22 protein-coding genes are annotated in these 20004 nt (G+C 70.4%); 10 read left to right on the top strand and 12 right to left on the bottom strand.

Features of this window, described 5'->3' with window-relative positions; genetic code table 11:
* The first annotated feature begins 28 nt into the window (after positions 1-28).
* The 6 genes from queF to JJI54_RS25850 are packed head-to-tail and all read left to right on the top strand — an operon-like array spanning position 29 to position 3895.
* Positions 29-463, top strand: a complete 435-nt coding sequence (queF, locus tag JJI54_RS25875) for a preQ(1) synthase (RefSeq protein WP_164692489.1) — start codon at positions 29-31, stop codon at positions 461-463.
* Complete coding sequence (gene queG / locus JJI54_RS25870; protein ID WP_203076298.1) at positions 450-1487, top strand: tRNA epoxyqueuosine(34) reductase QueG; 1038 nt, start codon at positions 450-452, stop codon at positions 1485-1487. The genes queF and queG overlap by 14 nt, the downstream gene beginning before the upstream one ends.
* Positions 1487-2179, top strand: coding sequence for a 7-cyano-7-deazaguanine synthase QueC (gene queC, locus JJI54_RS25865; RefSeq protein ID WP_203076297.1), 693 nt, complete (start codon positions 1487-1489; stop codon positions 2177-2179). Before queG ends, queC begins: the two co-directional genes overlap by 1 nt.
* Positions 2155-2721 (top strand): VUT family protein, encoded by a 567-nt coding sequence (locus JJI54_RS25860; RefSeq protein ID WP_226382115.1) that lies wholly within the window; start codon positions 2155-2157, stop codon positions 2719-2721. Before queC ends, JJI54_RS25860 begins: the two co-directional genes overlap by 25 nt.
* The gene (locus JJI54_RS25855; protein ID WP_203076296.1) at positions 2718-3374 is read left to right on the top strand and encodes a glutamine amidotransferase-related protein; all 657 of its coding nucleotides are present in this window, start codon (positions 2718-2720) and stop codon (positions 3372-3374) included. The genes JJI54_RS25860 and JJI54_RS25855 overlap by 4 nt, the downstream gene beginning before the upstream one ends.
* Positions 3371-3895, top strand: a complete 525-nt coding sequence (locus tag JJI54_RS25850) for a GNAT family N-acetyltransferase (RefSeq protein WP_203076295.1) — start codon at positions 3371-3373, stop codon at positions 3893-3895. Before JJI54_RS25855 ends, JJI54_RS25850 begins: the two co-directional genes overlap by 4 nt.
* On the opposite strand, the gene JJI54_RS25845 is transcribed toward JJI54_RS25850, so the two are convergent.
* The 8 genes from JJI54_RS25845 to JJI54_RS25810 all read right to left on the bottom strand — a co-directional run bounded on the left by JJI54_RS25845 (position 3865) and on the right by JJI54_RS25810 (position 11165).
* Entirely contained in the window at positions 3865-4536 is a 672-nt protein-coding gene (locus JJI54_RS25845) for an RraA family protein (RefSeq protein WP_203076294.1), read from the bottom strand. The two genes, JJI54_RS25850 and JJI54_RS25845, sit on opposite strands and share 31 nt — an antisense overlap.
* Positions 4537-4541: 5 nt before the next feature.
* On the bottom strand, positions 4542-5507 hold the full coding sequence (locus tag JJI54_RS25840; protein ID WP_203076293.1) for a Bug family tripartite tricarboxylate transporter substrate binding protein: 966 nt from the start codon (positions 5505-5507) through the stop codon (positions 4542-4544).
* Between the two features lie 27 nt (positions 5508-5534).
* On the bottom strand, positions 5535-6491 hold the full coding sequence (locus JJI54_RS25835; protein WP_203076292.1) for a substrate-binding domain-containing protein: 957 nt from the start codon (positions 6489-6491) through the stop codon (positions 5535-5537).
* Positions 6488-8635 (bottom strand): molybdopterin cofactor-binding domain-containing protein, encoded by a 2148-nt coding sequence (locus tag JJI54_RS25830; protein WP_203076291.1) that lies wholly within the window; start codon positions 8633-8635, stop codon positions 6488-6490. The genes JJI54_RS25835 and JJI54_RS25830 overlap by 4 nt, the downstream gene beginning before the upstream one ends.
* Complete coding sequence (locus JJI54_RS25825) at positions 8632-9099, bottom strand: (2Fe-2S)-binding protein (RefSeq protein ID WP_203076290.1); 468 nt, start codon at positions 9097-9099, stop codon at positions 8632-8634. The genes JJI54_RS25830 and JJI54_RS25825 overlap by 4 nt, the downstream gene beginning before the upstream one ends.
* Positions 9100-9106: 7 nt before the next feature.
* A complete protein-coding gene (locus JJI54_RS25820) occupies positions 9107-10075 on the bottom strand; it encodes a Bug family tripartite tricarboxylate transporter substrate binding protein (RefSeq protein WP_203076289.1) in 969 nt (322 codons plus the stop codon).
* 77 nt (positions 10076-10152) lie between these two features.
* The gene (locus JJI54_RS25815; RefSeq protein ID WP_203076288.1) at positions 10153-10734 is read right to left on the bottom strand and encodes an NAD(P)H-dependent oxidoreductase; all 582 of its coding nucleotides are present in this window, start codon (positions 10732-10734) and stop codon (positions 10153-10155) included.
* Positions 10734-11165, bottom strand: coding sequence for a cupin domain-containing protein (locus tag JJI54_RS25810; protein WP_226382114.1), 432 nt, complete (start codon positions 11163-11165; stop codon positions 10734-10736). Before JJI54_RS25810 ends, JJI54_RS25815 begins: the two co-directional genes overlap by 1 nt.
* Before the next feature lie 71 nt (positions 11166-11236).
* Here JJI54_RS25810 and JJI54_RS25805 point away from each other — a divergent pair, with 71 nt between their 5' ends.
* Positions 11237-11818: an NAD(P)H-dependent oxidoreductase gene (locus JJI54_RS25805; RefSeq protein WP_203076287.1), complete on the top strand. Its 582-nt coding sequence runs from the start codon at positions 11237-11239 to the stop codon at positions 11816-11818.
* Position 11819: 1 nt separating this feature from the next.
* Here JJI54_RS25805 and JJI54_RS25800 read toward each other — a convergent pair whose 3' ends face one another.
* Genes JJI54_RS25800 through JJI54_RS25785 form a run of 4 tightly spaced genes read right to left on the bottom strand, consistent with a single transcriptional unit; the run spans position 11820 to position 15793 of the window.
* The gene (locus tag JJI54_RS25800; RefSeq protein WP_318987585.1) at positions 11820-13148 is read right to left on the bottom strand and encodes a cytosine deaminase; all 1329 of its coding nucleotides are present in this window, start codon (positions 13146-13148) and stop codon (positions 11820-11822) included.
* The gene (locus tag JJI54_RS25795) at positions 13148-14008 is read right to left on the bottom strand and encodes an ABC transporter permease (protein WP_203076286.1); all 861 of its coding nucleotides are present in this window, start codon (positions 14006-14008) and stop codon (positions 13148-13150) included. Before JJI54_RS25795 ends, JJI54_RS25800 begins: the two co-directional genes overlap by 1 nt.
* Positions 14005-14772: an ABC transporter ATP-binding protein gene (locus JJI54_RS25790; protein ID WP_203076372.1), complete on the bottom strand. Its 768-nt coding sequence runs from the start codon at positions 14770-14772 to the stop codon at positions 14005-14007. Before JJI54_RS25790 ends, JJI54_RS25795 begins: the two co-directional genes overlap by 4 nt.
* A gap of 1 nt (position 14773) precedes the next feature.
* On the bottom strand, positions 14774-15793 hold the full coding sequence (locus JJI54_RS25785) for an ABC transporter substrate-binding protein (RefSeq protein ID WP_203076285.1): 1020 nt from the start codon (positions 15791-15793) through the stop codon (positions 14774-14776).
* 266 nt (positions 15794-16059) lie between these two features.
* Here JJI54_RS25785 and JJI54_RS25780 point away from each other — a divergent pair, with 266 nt between their 5' ends.
* From JJI54_RS25780 to JJI54_RS25770, 3 genes are read left to right on the top strand one after another with little or no spacing between them, the layout of a single operon-like run.
* Positions 16060-17166, top strand: coding sequence for an ABC transporter ATP-binding protein (locus JJI54_RS25780; protein ID WP_203076284.1), 1107 nt, complete (start codon positions 16060-16062; stop codon positions 17164-17166).
* Positions 17163-18203, top strand: a complete 1041-nt coding sequence (locus tag JJI54_RS25775) for an ABC transporter substrate-binding protein (RefSeq protein ID WP_203076283.1) — start codon at positions 17163-17165, stop codon at positions 18201-18203. Before JJI54_RS25780 ends, JJI54_RS25775 begins: the two co-directional genes overlap by 4 nt.
* A gap of 36 nt (positions 18204-18239) precedes the next feature.
* Complete coding sequence (locus JJI54_RS25770) at positions 18240-19943, top strand: ABC transporter permease subunit (RefSeq protein ID WP_203076282.1); 1704 nt, start codon at positions 18240-18242, stop codon at positions 19941-19943.
* Positions 19944-20004: the final 61 nt, after the last annotated feature.

Below are 20004 nucleotides of genomic sequence, written 5' to 3'. Positions count from 1 at the left end.
GATTTCGACGGATACGAGCGGGCTCACGATGCTGGGCCAGATGACGGCGCAGCCGGCGACGCCGGAGGCGGCGGTGCTGGAACGCGTGCCCAACCCGCATCCCGGCCAGCGTTACTGCGTGCGCTTCACGGCGCCGGAATTCACCTCGCTCTGCCCGATGACGGGGCAGCCGGATTTCGCGCATCTCGTCATCGACTATGTGCCGCGCGACTGGCTGGTGGAGAGCAAGTCGCTGAAGCTCTATCTGACGGCCTTCCGCAACCACGGGGCGTTCCACGAGGCCTGCACGGTCGGCATCGCGCGACGCCTGGTGGAGGAGCTGGACCCGGAATGGCTGCGGATCGGCGGCTACTGGTATCCGCGGGGCGGCATCCCGATCGACGTGTTCTACGCGACGGGGGAGCCGCCGGCCGGCGTCTGGGTGCCGGCGCAGGACGTGCCGGGATATCGTGGGCGGGGCTGACGCCAGGGCTGCGATACGGGAGCGCGCGCTCGCGCTCGGCTTCGATGCCGTGGGCTTCGCGCGGGCGGCGCTGGCGCCGGCGGTGCGGGAGCGGCTCTCGGCCTTCCTCGCCGCGGGGCATCACGGATCCATGGGCTGGATGGAGGCCCGCGCCGACCAGCGCGCGCATCCGCGGGCGCTGTGGCCGGAGGCGGTGAGCGTGATCTCGCTGGGGCTGAACTACGGGCCGGACCGCGACCCGATGGAAAGCCTGGCCTGGCGGGACCGCGGCACGATCAGCGTCTATGCGCGGAACCGGGACTACCATGACCTGGTGAAGGGGCGGCTGAAGCAACTCGGCGGGTGGATCGCGGGGCGGTTCAAGGGCAGCGCGCTGAAGGTCTTCGTGGACACGGCGCCGGTGATGGAGAAGCCGCTGGCGCAGCAGGCGGGGCTCGGCTGGCAGGGCAAGCACACCAACCTGGTGTCGCGGGATTTCGGGTCCTGGCTGTTCCTGGGCGAGGTCTTCACGACGCTCGACCTGGCGCCGGATGAGCCCGAGCGCGACCATTGCGGCAGCTGCGACGCCTGCCTGCGGGCCTGCCCGACGGCGGCCTTCCCGGCGCCCTATCGGCTGGATGCGCGGCGCTGCATCTCCTACCTGACGATCGAGCATCACGGGCCGATCCCGCATGAATTGCGGGCGCGCATGGGCAACCGCATCTATGGCTGCGACGACTGCCTGGCGGTCTGCCCCTGGAACAAGTTTGCGAAGGCGCATGAGGAGCCGGCGTTTGCGCCGCGCGAGGCGCTGAATGCGCCTGTCCTGGCGGAACTGGCGGCGCTGGATGATGCCGGGTTCCGCGCGCTGTTCAGCGCCAGCCCGATCAAGCGCATCGGGCGCGACCGCTTCGTGCGCAACGTGCTGGTCGCCATCGGCAATAGCGGCGATCCGGCGCTGCGGGACACGGCGCGGGCGCTCTGCGATGATGCGGACGGGACCGTCGCGGAATGCGCGCGATGGGCGGCGGAAAGGTTGGGTTGATGGGTGACGACAAGGCGCTGGTGCTGTTCTCCGGCGGGCAGGACAGCGCGACCTGCCTGGCCTGGGCGCTGGAACGCTTCGGCAGCGTGGAGACGCTGGGCTTCGACTACGGCCAGCGGCATGTCGTGGAACTGGAGACTCGCGCCGCCTTCCGCGCGCATGTCGCGGCGCATCCGGCCTGGGGATCGCGGCTCGGCGCCGACCATGTGCTGACAATCGATGCGCTGGGCGCGATCAGCGAGACGTCGCTGACCCGCGACGTCGCGATCGAGATGGAGACGGGCGGGCTGCCCAACACCTTCGTGCCCGGCCGCAACCTCATCTTCCTGACCTTCGCGGCGGCGTTGGCGTTCCGGCGCGGCGTGAAGCACATCGTCACCGGCGTCTGCGAGACCGACTATTCCGGCTATCCCGATTGCCGGGACGACACGATCAAGGCGCTGCAGGTGGCGCTCAACCTCGGCATGGAGAAGCGCTTCGTGCTGCACACGCCGCTGATGTGGCGGGACAAGGCGGCGACCTGGCAGCTGGCGCAGGAGCTCGGCGGGGATGGGCTGGTGGAGGCGATCCGCAGCATCACCCATTCCTGCTACCTCGGCGACCGCACGCCGCATGAATGGGGCGCGGGCTGCGGCCATTGCCCGGCCTGCGAGTTGCGGGAGAAGGGATGGCGCAAGTGGCGGGCGGCATGACGCCGAGGGCGGAGGGCTTCCTGTTCCTGGCGGGGTTCGGGCTGTGCATCCCCGCGGCGAACTGGCTGATCGGGAACGCGGGCACGGTCTGCGTGCCGAATGGCCCCTGCCTGGTGCCGGTGGCGCCGGGCGTGATGGCGCCGTCGGGCGTGCTGATGATCGGCCTCGCGCTGGTGCTGCGGGACCTGGTGCAGCGCAGGCTCGGGCTGGGCTGGGCCTTCGGGGCGGTGGTGGCGGGGGCGGCGCTGTCGGCCTTCCTGGCGCCACCGGCGCTGGTGGTGGCCTCGGCGCTGGCCTTCCTGCTCTCGGAACTCGCGGACCTCGCGGTCTATACGCCGCTGCAGAAGCGCGGGCTGGTGCTGGCCGTCGCGGCGAGTGGCGCGGTGGGGCTGGTGGTGGACAGCGCGGTGTTCCTCTGGCTGGCCTTCGGGAGCCTCGACTTCATGGCGGGCCAGGTGCTGGGCAAGGCGTGGATGGTGCTGGCGGTGCTGCCGATCCTGCACTGGCTGCGCGGCCGCGATGCGGCGCGGGGGATCGCATGAGGATCCTGGTGATCCGGAACAGCGAGACGGCGCCGGAAGGCGCCTTCGGCGAGTGGCTGCGCGCGCAGGGGCATGCGCTGGAGATCGTCGCGGGCAGCGCGGTGACGGACGCGCAGATGCAGGAAGCGCCGCTGGTGGTGATGCTGGGATCGCCGCGCGGGGTCTATGAGGGCGCGGCCTACCCTTGGATCGACGCGCAGCGCGCCATGGTGGCGAAGCGCCTGGCGGCGAAGCGGCCGACCATCGGCATCTGCTTCGGCGCGCAGATGATGGCGGCGGCGGCGGGCGGCAGCGTGGGGCGCCACCCCGAGGGCGTCTTCCATCGCGGCTGGATCGGGAATGAGGAGGCGGCGGAGCCCCTGCTGGAAGGTCCCTGGCCGCGCTGGCATGGCGACGTCATCACGCCGCCGCCCGAAGCCACGGTGCTGGCGCGGGATGCCGGCACGGTGCAGTGCTTCACCCTGCCCGGCGCCATCGCCGTGCAGTTCCACCCTGAGGCCACGCCCGCCATCATGGACCACTGGGCCAGCCTCTCCGCGCCCGGCGCCGTCGATCGCGCGGCGATGCGGGAACAGGGCGAGCGGTTGTTCGAGGAACGCCGCGCGGCGCGGGAAGCGCTCTATGCGGAATTGCTGCGCCGGGCGCTGGCATGACGCCGGTGCTGGAAACGCCGCGCCTGCGGCTGCGGCCGCATCGCGTGGCGGATTTCGAGGCGCTGGCGAGCCTCTGGGCCGATCCCGCCGTCACGCGCTTCATCGGCAAGCCCGCCACGCGGGAGGAAAGCTGGGCGCGGCTGCTGCGCTATGGCGGGCTCTGGCCGCTGCTCGGCTTCGGCTATTGGGCGGTGGAGGATCGCCAAACCGGCGCCTATCTCGGCGATGTCGGCTTCGCCGATTTCCACCGGGCGCTGGACCCCGCGCCCCCTGCCCTGCCGGAGATCGGCTGGGTGCTGGCGCCCGCCGTGCATGGAAGCGGCCTGGCGACGGAGGCCGCCTCGGCCGCCATCGCCTGGTTGGGCCGCCCCTGCTTCTGCATCATCGACCCCGCGCATCACGGGTCGCTGCGCGTGGCGCGAAAACTCGGCTTCGAAAGCCGCGGCCTGGCGCGCTACCGCGATGGCGTGACGACGGTGCTGGTGCGGGATCAGGCGGCGCCGGGGGTCTGCAGCACGTAGTAGCCGTGGCGGCGACGGGCCTCCGCCAGGTCGATCCCGGCGCGGATATCCTGGAGGATCAGCTCCTCCTTCGCCTCGATCGATTCCGCGACGCCGAGCACATCCAGCGCGCGGATCAGCGGCACGCAGACCACGCAGCTGTCATCCGCGCAGATCACGTCGCCCGGATCGACGCGGACATGGCCGAGCACCACGGGCACGTTGGTGGCATCCAGCGCCACGCGGTCCTTGCCCGTGCGGGAATGGTTGGCGCGGGACCAGATGGGATAGCCGTAGTCGCGGCTTTCCGTGACGTCCCGGTTCACGCCATCGATCACCGTGCCGGCCACGCCGCGGGCCTTGGCGAATTCGGTCAGGATGTTGCCCCAGACCGTGCAGTCCAGCCGCCCGCGATTGTCGATGACGACGACATCGCCCTTCTCGGCGAGATGTAAGAAATCCCCCACCGTGCCGCCCGCGGGGCCCACCGGCAGGTAGCGCAGCGTGACCGCCTGGCCGCAGATGCGGGCGCCCTGCAGCATCGGCTTCAACCCATCCACCTGCCCCGCGATGCCGAGCTTGTCGCAGGCATCGGAGACGGAGGAGGAAGGCAGCTTCGCGAAGCGGGCGAGGACATCGGCAGGCAGGCGGTCGAAGGACATCTGGGTCAATCCGGCTGGATGTTGTTGGCGCGCACGATGGCGCCCCAGGTCTCCACCTGGCGGGCGAAGAAGCTGCGCAGTTCCTCGGGCGAGGAGAGCACCAGGCGGGCCTGCTGCGTCTCCGTCATCACGCGCCGCGCGCGCTCCTCGGTCAGCGCTTCGCGCAGCGCGGCGTTCATGGCGGCGATGGCGGCGGGCGGCGTGCCGCGCGGGCCCCAGACGCCCCACCAGGCCTCGGCCTCCAGCCCCTGGTAGCCAGCTTCCGCGCTGGTCGGCGTATCCGGCAGGCCGGCGAGCCGCGCCGGGCCGAACTGCATCAGCGGGCGCAGCGACCCGCCGGCGATGTGCGGCAGCATGAGGGCGGCGCTGCCGATCATCATGTCCACATGGCCCGCGACGGCATCGTTCACCGCGAGCCCGCCGCTGCGATAGGGCACGTGCTGGAAGCTCGTCCCCTCCCGGTCGCCCAGCTGGATCATCGTGAGGTGGCCGATGGTGCCGTTGCCGGTGGAGCCGTAGGAGACGCTGTCGCGCCGCGCCTTCGCCGCCGCCACCGCATCCGCCATGGTGCGGAAGGGCTTGTCCGGCTTGCAGGCGACGGCATAGGGCGAGCCGCCGATCAGCATGACGGGATCGAGATCCGTCAGCACGTTGAGCGGCGGGTTGCGCAGCAGCGCCGGGATGGTGGCGTGGCTGTCGAAGGTCAGCATCCAGGTCAGGCCATCCGGCCGCGCCTTCGCCACGATATCGGCGCCGATGGAGCCCGCGGCGCCGGAGCGGTTCTCCACCACGACGGTGGCGCCCAGCTTCGCGCCGACGCCGGGCGCCACCAGCCGCGCCACCGCATCGGTCGATCCGCCTGGCCCGAAGGGCACGACGATGCGGATGACATTGGTCTGCGCGGCGGCGAGGCGCGGGGCGGCGAGCAGCGTGGCAGCGCCCAGCAGGGCGCGCCGGTTGATCCGGACCATGGTTATCCTCCCTTGGAACGCCGGCGTTCAGACGCCGTGCGTCGTCTCATGGAACAGTGCCTCCGGCTGCACCGCCTGGGAAGCCAGGCCATCGGCGGCGGAGAAGCCGCACATGGCGGCGACCTCCGCACGGTTGCGCCGGAAGCCATAGGGCCAGGGATCGCCGCCCATGAATTCGGTCTGCTTCGCGACCTCGGAGGCGATCCAGGGGATGGAGACGCGCAGCACGTTCACCATCGCGGCTTCGGCCAGCGCATGCGCCTTGGCGGCGGAGAAGGCGTTGAACAGGGCCATGGGCAGGCCGGGATTGGCTTCCGCGACATCCCGCCGGATGGCGATGCAATGCATGATCGGGAAGAAGCCGGTGGCCTTGAAATAGGCTTCCTCATGGCTGCGGAAATCGGGGAAGAGGCGCGCGACCGGCGCCGTGCCGTTCACGAAGCAGGCGGGCGGGCGCGGCGCGATGACGGCGTCGATCTCGCCAGCGGCGAGCATGGCATCGAGCGTCTGGCCCTCCGCGATGCTCTCTTTCCGGATATGCGGCGGCAGCACGATGGGTGTGCGTTCGCCGGCCACCTTCCAGGTGATGCCGGAGAGGTCGGTGCCGTAGTAGTCGCGCAGCACGCCGCGCACCCAGACCGCCGCGGTCTGCTGGTATTCCGGCAGGCCGATGACGCGCCCGGCCAGGTCCTTCGGCCCCGCGATGCCGCGATCCGTGCGGATGTAGATGGCGGAATGGCGGAAGGCGCGGCTCGGGAAGACGGGCACGCCGATGTAGCGGCTGTCACCGCGCGCGACGGAGAGGATGTGGCTGCCCATCGACATCTCCGTGATGTCGTAGCGGGCTTCCCGCATGGCGATGCGGAACATGTCCTCCGGCTCGCCGGGGGTGAAGGCGATGTCGAAGCCCTCGACCTTGATCCGCCCCTCCACCACGGCGCGGGTGCGGTCGGTGAGGGTGCAGGCAAGCGAGAGCTGGGTCATGCGTCATCCATGGCGCGGGCGATGTTCTCGGGCGTGAAGGGCCAGCGCGTGACGCGCAGGTCCAGCGCATCGGCGATGGCATTGGCGATGGCGGCGATGACGGGGCCGAGGCTGCATTCGCCGGCACCGAGCGGTGGCGCTTCCGGCCGCGCGATGACTTCGGCCTGCACGCGCGGCACGTCACTGAAGCGGAGGATGGGGTAGCTTTCCCAGCTATCCGACGTCACGTTCCGCGCATCGTGGCGCACGGCTTCCAGCAGGCAGAGCGAGGTCGCCTGGATGGCGCCGCCCTCGATCTGGTTCAGCGATCCGTCGGGGTTCACCACCTCCCCCACATCGGCGGCGAGCCAGAGGCGCGTGCAGCGGATGCGCTCGCCGGCCTCGATCTCCGCCACCGCCGCGCACCAGGCGCCGCTGCCCTTGTAGCGGGAGACGGCGAGGCCCATGCCGGTGCCCTCCCGCTTCTGCCGGTTCGGCCAATCGGCCATGGCGGCGGCGCGCGTCAGCACATCGCGGGACCGCGCATCGTCGAGGTGGCGGAGGCGATGCGCGAGCGGGTCCTCGCCGGCCTGTGCGGCGAGTTCGTCCATCACGCTCTCGATCGCCCAGACATTCACCAGCGCGCCAAGGCCGCGCAGCGCGGAGGTGCGGAGCGGCATGGCGGTGATTCGGGCCATGTCCACGCGCAGCGCCGGCACGCGATAGGGCGGCACCGCGTTGCGCTGCGCGCCGCCGCCACCGGCCAAGGGCGGGTTGATGGCGGGGGGGACGGCGAAGCCATCCTCCATCATCGAGGCCGCGAGCAGGGTCGGCAGCGCGCCGCGGCCGGGGCGGCCGGAATGGCCGTTGGACAGCACCTGCTGCGACCAGCGGAGCAGCGTGCCGTCCTCCTCCGCCTCCGCCGCCACATCGACGATCATGGCGGGCGAGGCGGGGCCCCAGGCGAGTTCCTCGGCGCGGGACCACAGCACGCGGATGGGCGTGCCGGGATGGGCGCGGGCGATGAGCGCCGCGTCCAGCGCCACGTCGTCGGCGCCGTTATGGCCGTAGCAGCCCGCACCCTCGGCGTGGTGCAGGATGATGTTGTCGGCGGGGATGCGCAGCGCCTTGGTCAGGTCGGCGCGGAGATTGTAGATGCCCTGGCTGTGGCACCAGATTTCGACCGTGTCGTTGTGCCACTGTGCGATGGCGCAGCAGGTGCCGATGGAGCCGTGGGTGATGAAGGGGCGGAAGAAGCGGCGCTTGATGCTGAGCGCGGGCGGCGCGGTTTCAACAACCCGTTCCAGCACCGTCGAGTCCTCGCGTGGCGCGGCCTCCATCCAGGCTTCCAGCGCGTGTTCCTCCGGCAGCGTGTCCTGCGCGTCCCAGCTGGCGCGGGAAGCGAGGCGCGCGGCGGCGGCCTCCGCATGGTGTTCCTGCGGGGCCAGGGCGGCGAGCACGCTGCCGCTGCGGAAGACGGTCGCGCCGCCGGGCAGCGGGCCGTCCTTCAGCGCGGCCAGCGTCGCGCCGCGCGCGGCGGGGCGCACCATGCGGGCATGCAGCATCCCGGGCAGGCGCATGTCATGCACGAAGCGCGGCTGGCCGAAGATTTTCGCGGGAAGGTCGAGGCGCGGCGCGGAGGTGCCGGCGATGCGGCGCGCGGAAGCGGGCTTGGCGCGGTCGCCCGGCGTCGCCTCCACCGCCAGCAGCGCGGCATCGGCCATGGACCAGTAGGAGCCGAGCACGCTTCCATCGGGGGCGACGAAATCGCCGTCCCGCACGGCGATGTCGTCACGCGAAACGCCGGTCCTCTGCGCCATGACACCGACGAAGATCGCGCGCGCCTCGGCGCAGGCATGACGGATGGCCATGCCGGATTCCTGCACGGAGAGGCTGCCGCTCGTCACCGCCTCATCCGGGCTGGTGGGCGTGGAGGCCGGGCGCATGACGATGCGCGGCAGCGCCACATCCAGCTCCTCCGCCGCGATCTGGGCGAGGGCCGTGACGATCCCCTGCCCCAGCTCCACCTTGCCGGGCGTGATCGTCACCGTGCCTTCGGGCTGGATGGACAGCCACTGGTCCAGCCGCCGGTTCACATGCAGGCTGCCCGGCAGCTTGGGCTTGTCGTCGCCGCCCTGCACGGCGTTGCGGAAGGCGAGGTTCATGCCGGCTGGCCTTGCGCCGCCGCGCGCAGCACGGCGCGGATGATGCGGTTTTGGCTGCCGCAGCGGCAGAGATGCGGATCGAGCGCGGCGCGCACCTCATCCTCGCTGGGATCGGGATTGTCGCGCAGCAGCACCGCGGCGCGCAGCAGGATGCCGGAGAGGCAGAAGCCGCATTGTCCCGCCTGAAACTCGAGAAACGCCGCCTGCAACGCGTGCGGCGCTTCCGGCGTGCCGAGCCCTTCCACCGTCGTCACGCGCTTCCCCGCCACCGCGCCGACATGCAGCGTGCAGCCATAGGCGGGCTGGCCATCGACCAGCACCAGGCAGGCGCCGCATTGCTCCTGCCCGCAGCCGAAGCGCGTGCCGGACAGGCCGAGTGGCCCGCGGAGTGCGGCCAGCAGCGGCGCCTCCTCCTCGATCGGCACGGCCACCGCCGCGCCGTTCAGGGTGAAGGTGATGCTCATCCGACGCTCAAGTGGGCGTCATGCGCGCCATGCGGATGTATTCCGCCTGGCGGGTGATGTCGCGGCGCAGGAAGGCATCGAAATCGGCGATGGACATGGGCAGCGGCGCCGCGCCGGCGCGCGCCTGCGCTTCCTGCGTGGCGGGCAGCGCCAGGATGCGGTTCACCTCCGCGTTCAGGCGTTCCTTGATCGGCTGCGGCAGCGCGGCGGGTGCCATCAGGCCGAGCCAGATGGAGGCCTCGTAGCCCGGCAGCGCTTCCGCCACCGCGGGCACGTCCGGCATCAGCGGGCTGCGCGTCGGGCCGGTGGTGGCGAGGGCGCGGACGCGGCCGCCCGCCACCTGTTCGCGCATGGTCGGGATGGCGTCGAACATGATGGGCACCTGGCCCGCGATCAGCGCCGTCCGCGCCTCGTTCGATCCGCGGAAGGGCACGTGCTGCGCCTGGACGCCGGCCATGGCGAGGAAGACCTCGCCCGCCACGTGATAGGGCGTGCCGGGGCCGGAGGAAGCGTAGTCGTAGCGCCCCGGATTGGCGCGCAGCAGCGCGATCAGCTCCGGCACCGTTGTCGCGGGGATGGAGGGATGCACGGCGAGCACGTGATAGGCGACGTTGATCGCCGCCACCGGCGCCAGGTCGCGCATCAGCTGGTAGGGGCGGTTCGGGATCAGCGTCTCGTTCGCCGTATGCGTGTTCGACATCAGCAGCAGCGTGTAGCCATCCGCCGGCGACTTCACGACCAGGTCGGTGCCGATGACGGCGCCGGCGCCGGGCCGGTTCTCGATCACGAAGGGCTGGCCGAGGGCCTGCTGCAGCTGCTCCCCCAGGAAGCGCGCCGCCACATCGGCCGAGCCGCCGAGCCCGAAGGGCACGACGATCTTCACCGGCCGGTTCGGCCAGGCGCCCTGCGCGGAAGCGATGGACGGCGCCGCGAGAAGCCCCGCCGTGCCCAGTACCAGCCCCCGTCTCTGGATCATGCGTGAGATCATGGTTCCCTCCCGGTGCAACCGTTTGCGGCTACATTGTCCATGCGCGCCGGAAGGGCAAGGGTGTTTCAGAACCCCGCCATCTCCCGCCGCACCTTGGCGAGGAAGGTCGCGCGCTGGTGTTCGGTGGCGCGGTTCATGTCGTAGAGCGCGTGGTACTGCACCGCCGCGCGCCCGCCGCTGACCACCCGGAAGTAGCGCGTCACGATCTTGCGCGGCGGATCGCCCATCACCATCGCCGTCCAGCGCGGGCGGCCATAGGTGCTGATGCCCGCCACCTTGCGGATGTGCAGCAGGTTGGGGGAGGCGACGCCATCCTCCAGCTTGAAGGAGACGCCGGGCAGCATCACGCGGTCCATCCAGCCCTTCAGGATCGCGGGCAGGCCGAAGCACCAGGTGGGGAAGGACAGGACCAGGGCCTCGGCTTCCATCAGCCGGCGGACATAATCGGCGACGGGTTCCTGGTTGGCCGGCACCTCGTGGTAGCCGCGGCGCTCCGCGGCGCTCAGCACAGGGTTGAAGCCCTCGGCATAGAGGTCGCAGAAATCCACCTGGTGGCCGGCATCCCGCAGCCCGTCCCGCGCGGCGCGGCTGATGGCGGCATGGAAGCTGTCTTCCAGCGGATGGGCGTAGAGGTAGTGGATGCGCATCAGCGGCGCCCCGCGATGATGGCGATATCCTCCGGCGCCAGATCCACCGGCGTGCCGTTGCGGATGAGTTCGGCGAAGCCCTCGTTCGGCGTCATCATCGTCAGGCAATAGAGTTTTTCGTTGGTGTCGTTGACGACGACATGCTCCGTCCCCGGGCGCAGCACGAAGCAGTCCCCGGGGCCCACCGGCATCTCCACGCCATCGGCATAGGCCTTGCCGGAGCCGGCCAGGACGAAGAAGCATTCCTCCGCCGCGCTGTGCGTGTTGGGGGGCGTGCGGCCGCCGGGCTCGAAGATCTCCACCACCAGGGTGAAGGTGACGCCATCGGCCACGGGGTCGAAGAGGCAGGCGAAGTAGTTGCTGTCACCGGGCGCGATGCGGAAGCCGCGGAGGTCCGCGGCGCGGCGGGACAGGACGGGGGCGGCCATCATGCGGCGTCGTTCCTTGCAAAGCGGTTGGTGATTGTTGCACATCCCGGCCGAGACGAACCGGGACCCTGACGATGCGCATCCTGCTGGTGCACAGCCACCCACGAACGGACAGCCTGAACGCCGCGCTGCGCGACGCGACGCGGGAAGCGCTGGAGGCCGCGGGCCACAGCGTGGAGGTCCGCGACCTCTACGCCGAGGGCTTCAACCCGGCCCTGAGCGCGGAGGAGCGCGGCGTCTATCACGCCGTGACCGACAACTACGCCGCCGTCGCGGACCATGTGGAGAGCCTGCGCGCGGCGGATGCGCTGGTGCTGGTCTACCCCACCTGGTGGTACGGCATGCCGGCGATGCTGAAGGGCTGGTTCGACCGCGTCTGGGCGCCGGGCGTCGCCTTCAAGCTGGGCGAGGGCGCGATCGAGCCGCTGCTGACCAACATCAAGCGCATCGCCGTGGTCACCACCTACGGGTCGCCCACCTGGCTGCTCTGGTACATCGGCCGCATCGACCGCAAACTGATGGGCCGCGGCATCCGCCGGCTCTGCGCGAAGGACTGCAAGGTGGAATGGGTGACGCTGACGCGGATGGACCACCGGACGCGGGCGGAGTGCGAGGGCTTCGTCGCCCGCGTCCGCGCGCATTTCCGGAAGTGGTGACCTACAAGCCGACGATCGCATCCAGCTCCCGCCAATCCGGCGCCGTCGCTTCCAGCACCTTCCCCGCCCGCAGCACGACACGGTCGGATTGCGGGCGGGAGAGCAGCTCCGTCATGAAGCGGGCGGAGAACAGCACCAGGTCGGCGGTGGCGCCGACGCGGATGCGGCCATGCTGGCGTTCCACCTGCATCGCCTCCGCCGGCGAAGCCGCGGCCGCGCCGTGCCAATCCCCGAAGGGATGGTCCAGGTGGAGGATGCGCGTGGCCTCCCGGAACACCTCCGCCATGTCGAGGTCGCCATAGGCGTAGAACGGGTCGCGCGTGTTGTCAGAGGCGACGGAGACGCGGATGCCGGCGGCGCGCATCTCATGCACCAGGGTCACGCCGCGCCAGCGGGGCGTGCGGTTCGGCACGCGGTCCTGGAGGTACATGTTGCACATGGGCAGCACGACGATGTCGATGCCGGCCTCCGCCACGCGGGCGATGGTCTCCTTCGCGAAATCCTCCGGCTGGATGGACAGCGAGCAGCAATGCCCGGCCTGGATGCGGCCCTTGAAGCCGCGCTTCAGCGCGGTCAGCGCGATCTCCCGCAGCGCGCGGGCGCCGCTCTCCCCGCTTTCGTCCACATGCAGGTCGAGGTCGAGGTTGCGCGCTTCGGCCAGGGAGAAGAAGTGGTCCAGTTCCTCCTGGAAGCCCTCGGGCAGGTCGTCATGGATGCCGCCGGAATGGCGGGTGACCATGCCGAGCACGCCGCCCGATTCCGCCACCATGTCGGCCAGCGCGGCGCCGTCATCGCCCTTGAAGCGGTCGAGCGGGCAGATCGAGGACATCTGCAGGTTGATGCGCCCGGCCCAATCCTCCCGCAGCTTGCGGAAGACGCGCCAGGTGCCGGCACCATGCGGCATGTAGGTGTCGAGGTGCGTGCGGATGGCGACGGTGCCATGGGCATAGGCGCAGCGGAGCGAGAAGTCGGCGCGGGCGGCGACATCCTCCGGGCTCCAGGCCTTGGTGCGGTCGGCCATGACGGCGTTGATGGCGCCGGCGAAGGTGCCATCCGCGTTGCGCGACCGCGGCCAGATATGGCCCTTGTCCAGATGCGTGTGGGCATCGACGAAGCCGGGCCAGACCTGGCCGCCGCGCAGGTCGATCCCATCCTCCCCGCCATGGCCTGTCGGCACCACGGCGGCGATGCGGCCATCCTCGATGCGGATATCGACGCGGGAGAGGCCATCGGCCTCCGAAGGCCCCTCGGGATGGGCGAGCAGCGCGGTGGGCACGCGGGCATCCAGCAGCCAGTAGCGGCTGCCGGCACCAAGCAGGGCGGTCTTCACTACTTGCGTTCCTTCATCGCGCTTTCGTGCCAGTGGCGGAGCGCGAGATGCGAGATGAGGCTGAGCGCCAGGAAGATGGCGATGCCGGTGACGGAGATGAGCACCAGGGAGGCGAACATGCGGGGAATCTTGAGCTGGTAGCCCGCTTCCAGGATGCGATAGGCGAGGCCCGAGGCGCGCCCGCCCGTGCCCGCCACGAATTCCGCGACGATCGCGCCGATCAGCGCCAAGCCGCCCGAGATGCGGAGCCCCGCGAGGAAATAGGGCATGGCCGTCGGCAGGCGGAGATAGCGCAGCACCTGCCAGCGATTGGCGCGATACAGGCGGAACAGGTCCACCAGATTGTGGTCCGCGCTGTTCAGGCCGAGCGTGGTGTTGGACAGGATCGGGAAGAAGGCGACGATCCAGGCGCAGATCAGCAGCGCGATGCGGATATCGTCCACCCAGATGAAGATCAGCGGCGCGATGGCGACGATCGGCGTGACCTGCAGGATCACCGCATAGGGGAAGAGCGAAAGCTCGATGATGCGCGACTGCGCGAACAACACCGCGAGCGCGAGGCCCAGCACGGCCGCGACCGTCAGCGCGGCGAAGGTGATCTGCAAGGTGATGAGCAGCGATCCCGACAGCGTGCCCCAATCCGCCAGCAGCGTGCGGCCGATCTCGATCGGGCCCGGCAGGATGTAGTTCGGGATGCCCTTGGCCTGCACCGCCCATTCCCAGGCGGCCAGCGCCAGGAAGCCGATCAGCGTCGGCATGATGATGCGCAGCCAGGCATCGGGCGTCAGGCCCAGCACCTTGCGCTCGGCATGCTCCTCGACCGCCGTCGCGGCCTCGTTGGAGGAGAGGACGACGCTCATTCGCCCATCGCCCTGGTCAGCGCCGCGGAGATGTCGCGGCAATGGGCGGCATAGGCGCTCGAGGTGCGGAACACCTCGCCTCGGGGATAGGGGGCGTCCACGGAGAGGTCCTCCACCACGCGGCCGGGCCGCGCGGCCATGACGACGATGCGGCGGGAGAGATAGACGCTTTCGAACACCGAATGGGTGACGAAGATGGCGGTGAAGCGCTCCGCCTCCCACAGCGTCAGCAGGTCGTTGTTCAGCTTGTGCCGCGTGATCTCGTCGAGCGCCGCGAAGGGCTCATCCATCAGCAGAAGCCGGGGCTTCGTCACCAGCGCGCGGGCGATGGAGACGCGCATCTTCATGCCGCCGGACAGGGCGCGGGGGTAGGATTTCTCGAACCCCGAGAGGCCCACGGAAGCCAGCGCCGCGGCGGCGCGGGCCTCCGCCTCGCTCTTGGCCACGCCCGCCAGGCGCAGCGGCAGCATCACGTTCTTCAGCGCGTTGGACCAGGGCGCCAGCGTCGGTTCCTGGAAGACGAAGCCGACATCGCCGGAGGCATGGCCGCCCGCCGCCATCTCGATCCGCCCGGCGGAGGGCGGGATGAGGCCCGCCATCATGCGCAGCACGGTCGATTTGCCGCAGCCGGAAGGCCCGAGCAGGGAGACGAAATCCCCCTGCCCGATGGCCATGTCCACGCCCCGCACCGCGAGCGTCCCGTTGGCGTAGCGCTTGGTGACGCCCGCCAGCGAGACGACGGGCGCCCCGATCCCCACATCCATCTCAGGCAAGGCCGACCCGCTTGTTGACGAAGTCCAGGCTGTAGGCCTGCCGGAAATCCATGCCGGCGGGGTAGAGGCCGACATCGCGCATGCCCTCGTAGAAGGACTGCCAGCGCGCATCCGTCATGGCGCCGCAGCCCAGCGTCAGCGCATCGCCGGACATGACGATGCCGTTGCTGTTCATCACCTGGATCGCATAGGCGATCTTGGCGTCGTCCATTTCCGGGTTGTCGCGCTTGATCAGCGTGTTCGCGGCCTCGATGTTCCGGCCCGTCAGGTACTGGGTCCAGCCTTCCATCGTGGCGTTGACGAAGCGCTGCACCAGGTCCCGGCGCTCCGTCACCATGCGGCGGCTGACATCGATGGTGGTGTTGTAGTTGTTGTAGCCCGCATCGGCGATCAGGAAGACCTTCGGCCGTGCGCCGGCCTGCATGGCGGCGAAGGGCTCGGAGGAGACGAAGCCCTGCTGGATGGCCATGCGGTCCGCCAGGAAGGGGCCGACATTGAAGGTGTAGGGCCGGATCTGCTCATCCGTGAAGCCGAAGCGCCGGCGCAGGAAGGGCCAGTAGGTGACGCGGCCGGAGGCGCCGATCAGGATCGGGCGGCCGCGCATGTCCTCGAAGGAATTGATGCCGTTGCCCTCATGCGTCATCAGGATCTGCGGATCCTTCTGCATGATCGCGCCGATGGTCAGGAAGGGCAGGCCTTCGCGGACGTAGTTCAGCGCCTGGAAGCCGTTGGACATGATGAAGTCCACGCGGCCGGCCAGCAGCAGCTGCGACGGGTTCTGCTGCGGGCCGCCCATGCGGATCTCGCATTCGATGCCGTAGCGGCGATAGATGCCGGCGGCGACCGCATGGTAGTAGCCGCCATGTTCCGCCTGGGCGCGCCAGTTGGTCTGGAAGGAAACCCTGTCCAGCGTCTGCGCCAGCGGCACCCGGGCCCCGGCCACCGCGGCCAGCGTGAAGGCCGTGCCACCCGTGAGCAGCGCGCGCCGCTCGATCCGATACCGTGTCCGCATCCGCCTGTCCCTTTCTTCCGCATCCCGGTTGCCGCCGCCGACTCGCGGCGGTTCGCCCCTCTACAAGGGTGCATGGCCGAAAGTCAGCAAGGGCTATGCCAGGGCGTCCCGAAGCGCTGGCAGGCATAGACCAAGCCATGGCCGATGCGAAAGCGGGCATTCGCGAAAATTTTAGGCAACCGTTTCCGAGCGGAGCGGCGGCGCGGCCGTCTTTCCCCGCCGCCCGGGCATGGCGCCCGGCCCCGGCCTTTGCCTAAAGTCCCGGCGTGCCAGACAAAGCCCCCCACCTCCTCCTCGACCGCCTCACCAAGCGCTACGGCAGCCAGGCGGCGGTCGATGGCGTGTCCCTCTCGGTCGATCGGGGCGAATGCATCGCCCTGCTGGGCCCCTCCGGCTGCGGCAAGACGACGACGCTGCGCCTCGTCGCCGGCTTCATCATGCCGGATGAGGGGCGCATCCAGCTCGATGGCCGCTCCATCGAACGCTCGCCGCCGCATCGCCGGCAGATCGGCATGGTGTTCCAGAACTACGCGCTGTTCCCGCACATGACGGCGGCGGACAATGTCGGCTTCGGGCTGGAGATGCGCGACGTCTCCCGCGCCGAGCGCGACAAGCGGGTGGCGGAGGCGCTGGCCATGGTGGGCCTCGGCCACCTGGCGGACCGCTATCCCGGCCGCATGTCCGGCGGGCAGCAGCAGCGGGTCGCGCTGGCCCGCGCGCTGGTCATCCGCCCCGACCTGCTGCTGCTGGATGAGCCGCTGTCGAACCTCGATGCCGGGCTGCGCGTCGAGATGCGGGAGGAGATCGCGCGGCTGCGCGCGGCCTCCGGCATCACCACCCTCTTCGTCACGCATGACCAGGAGGAGGCGCTGGCGCTGGCCGACCGCGTCGCCGTCATGGATCGCGGCCGCATCGTCGAATGCGCGGCGCCGGCGGAGCTGACGGAGCGGCCGCGGCACCTCTTCACCGCCAGCTTCCTCGGCGCGCGCACGGTGCTGGCGGGCCGCGCGACGGAAGGCCGCTTCGTGCTGGAGGACGGCACCATCCTGCCCCTGCCCGCGGATGCGCCGGCGCGGCCGAGCCACCTGGTGCTGCGCGCCGCGCGGCTGTGGCTGCTGCCGGCGCGGGAGGCGACGCTGCCGCGCGGGCCCCTGCCCTACAACCAGCTCGCGCTGCCGGCCATGGTCACGGCGGCCACGCGGCTCGACGACAGCATCCATTACGAGGTCACGGTCGCCGGCCGCCAGGTGCGCGTCCACCGCCCCTCCGCCGAGCCCGCCATCGCGCCCGGCACCGACGTCACCCTCGCCGCGCCGCCGGAGGCGGTGTCCTGGATCGAGGACTTCACCGCCGCAACAGGAGCAACCGCATGAGCATCCAGACCTCCCGCCGCGCCCTGCTGGGCGTGGCCCTCGCCGCCCCGGCCATCTGGGGCAAGGACGCCGTGGCGCAGATCCGCCGCGGCGATGAGCTGACGGTCGGCATCTGGGGCGGCGTGCAGGAACGCATCACGCGGCAGTTCTGCGCCACGCCGCTGGAACGCCAGCATGGCGTGAAGATCAACTACGTCCTCGGCGGCACGCCGGAACGCCGCGCGCGGGCCTATGCGGAGCGCGGCCGGCCTTCCTTCGACCTGCTCTACCTCAACATCTTCGAAAGCCGGCAGGCGGTGAAGGACGGCGTGACGATGGCGCCGACCGCCAATGTGCCGAACTTCGCCAATCTCTACGAGGTCGCGAAGCTCGGCGGCTTCGGCGTGGCCTTCAACCCCGTCACCATCGTCTATGACCGCCGCAAGGTGGCCGCGCCCATGACCTCCTGGCGCGACTTCTGGCGCGACGACCTGCGGGGCAAGGTGATCTGGCCGACCTATCCGGGCGCGCAGGGCACCGCGGCGCTGCTGATGGCCGCGAAGGTCTGGGGCGGCAGCGAGACGAACATCGACCCCGCCTTCACCAACATCGCGCGCCTCAAGCCCTTCGCCGCCATCCAGGGCAGCCAGGACCAGCTCTATGGCATGTTCGACCAGGATGTCGGCGCGGCCAGCGTGGAGTTCGGCAGCTTCACCCGCAAATATGCGGAGACGCGCAACCCCAACATCGTCATCGCCGATCCCACCGAGGGCCAGGCCATCGCGACCAACGTCGCCTGCATCACGACGGGCACGCGCAACCAGGCGCTGGCCGAGGCCTTCGTGAACCTGCACCTCTCGCCGGAATGCCAGGCCGCCTATGCGGAGGAGATCTACTACTCCCCCACCATCAAGAACATCAGCTTCGCGCCGGAACTGGCCGCCAAGCTGATCCTGGGCGAGACGGCGGTGAACAAGCTGGTGGACTTCAACTGGGACCTGGTGATCGCGAACCAGCCCCGCTGGTCCAGCCGCTTCACGCGCGAGATCGCGGGCTGAATTCGGACTGCTGAAGCCAGGCATACGGGACGGCGCATGAATTCCTCTCCGCGGGCCGGCTGGCTCGCCCTGCCCTATGGGCTGTGGCTGCTGGCCGCCTTCGCCGCGCCGCTCGGTGCCGTGGCGCTGCTCTCCGTGCAGGAGAGCAGCGAGATGTTCGCGCCGCTCTCGCTCGTCCCCTCCGGCGCGCAATATGCGGAGCTGCTGGGGGACCGCTTCTATGTGCGGGTCTTCCTCAACACGGTCTGGCTGGGGCTGGGGGTGGCGGCGGCTTCCACCTTCCTCGCCTATCCGCTGGCGCTGTGGCTGACGCGCCTGCCGCCGCGGTGGAAGCCGCTGGGCTTCGCGGTGGTGCTGGTGCCGCTGCTGACGAATGTGGTGGTGCGCTCGCTCGGCATCATCCTGCTGCTGGCGCCGCGCGGCATCGTCTCCGGCATCGGGCAGTTCTTCGGGCTGCCGCCGTCGAACCTGCTCTTCGGCTGGTTCGCGGTCGGGCTTTCGCTGACCCAGGTCTTTCTTCCGTACATGGTCCTCGCGCTCTACGACGTTCTCGACGGCCAGGACAAAAGGCTGGAGGAAGCGGCCGCCGGGCTCGGCGCGGGGCCGGCGATGCGCTTCCTGCGGGTGATCCTGCCGCTGTCCCTGCCGGGGCTGCGCGCGGGGCTCACGGTGACCTTCCTCATGGCCTCCACCGCCTATGTCTCCGCCACCCTGGTCGGCGGGCGGAAGGTCTGGGTCTCCGGCATGGTGGTGCTGAAGGAGGGGATGGAGATCCTCAACTACCCGCTGGCCGCGGCGCTGGCGATGATGATGCTCGGCGCCTCGGTCGCGGTGACGATCCTGATCGGGCGGGTGATCGCGATGCTGACGCCCTGGGTGACGGGGCGGCCGCCGCGGCTTCGCCTCTCCGTCCCGCCCGGCATCAGGCGGCTGCTGGTCGCCATCGCGGAGGCGCTGGCACCCTTCGTCTCCCGCTTCCTGCTGGCGCTGGCGATCGGCGTGCTGATCTTCCCGCTGCTGCTGGTGGCGGTGGCCTCGGTGAACGACACGCCGCAGGCGACGGTGGCGCAGTTCGTCGGCTTCACCTGGAAATGGTACGGGATGGTGCTGCAGAACGAACGCTACCTGGCGGATGCCTGGGTCAGCGTGCAGCTCGCCCTGTCCTGCGTCGCCATCTCCCTCGCCATCGCGCTGCCGGCCTCCTTCGCGCTGGTGCGCGCGGGTTTCCGGGGGCGGGAGGTGCTGGGCGCGGCGCTGATGCTGCCCCTCGCGCTGCCGGGCATCGCGGTCGGGCTCGGCATGCTGCGGCTGCTGCAATGGTTCACGGCGCTGCCGCCCTTCATGGGCGTGCTGGCGGTGCATGTGGTGCTGGTGGCGCCCTTCATGCTGGCGCTGCTGCGCGCCTCCGTCGCGGGGCTGGACCGGACGCTGGAGGAAGCGGCCAGCGGGCTCGGCGCGCCGCCAACCCGCGTCTTCCGCAAGGTGATCCTGCCGCAGCTGGGCCCCGGCATCGCGGTGGCCTGCGTCATCGGCTTCCTGCTGAGCTTCGGGGAGGTGACGGTGACGGCCTTCCTGACCACGGCACGGCTGCAGACCCTGCCGGTGCGCATCTATGCCGAAAGCACCTTCAGCCTGGAGAACACGGTGAACGCCATCAGCACCATCTTCATCCTGATGACGGTGGCGCTGCTGGTGCTGGTGAACCGCTTCATGCCGCTGGACCGGGTCTGGAAGCGGTAGCGCCACCCCTCCCCCTCGCCGGCCGCCAAGCCCCCGGATGCCCCGCATCCCGGGGGTTTCT

This window comes from Falsiroseomonas ponticola, from assembly GCF_016805305.1.
GTDB lineage: Bacteria > Pseudomonadota > Alphaproteobacteria > Acetobacterales > Acetobacteraceae > Falsiroseomonas > Falsiroseomonas ponticola.
Note: the sequence above shows the minus strand (reverse complement) of the source record. Positions and strands in the feature narration are given on the sequence as shown.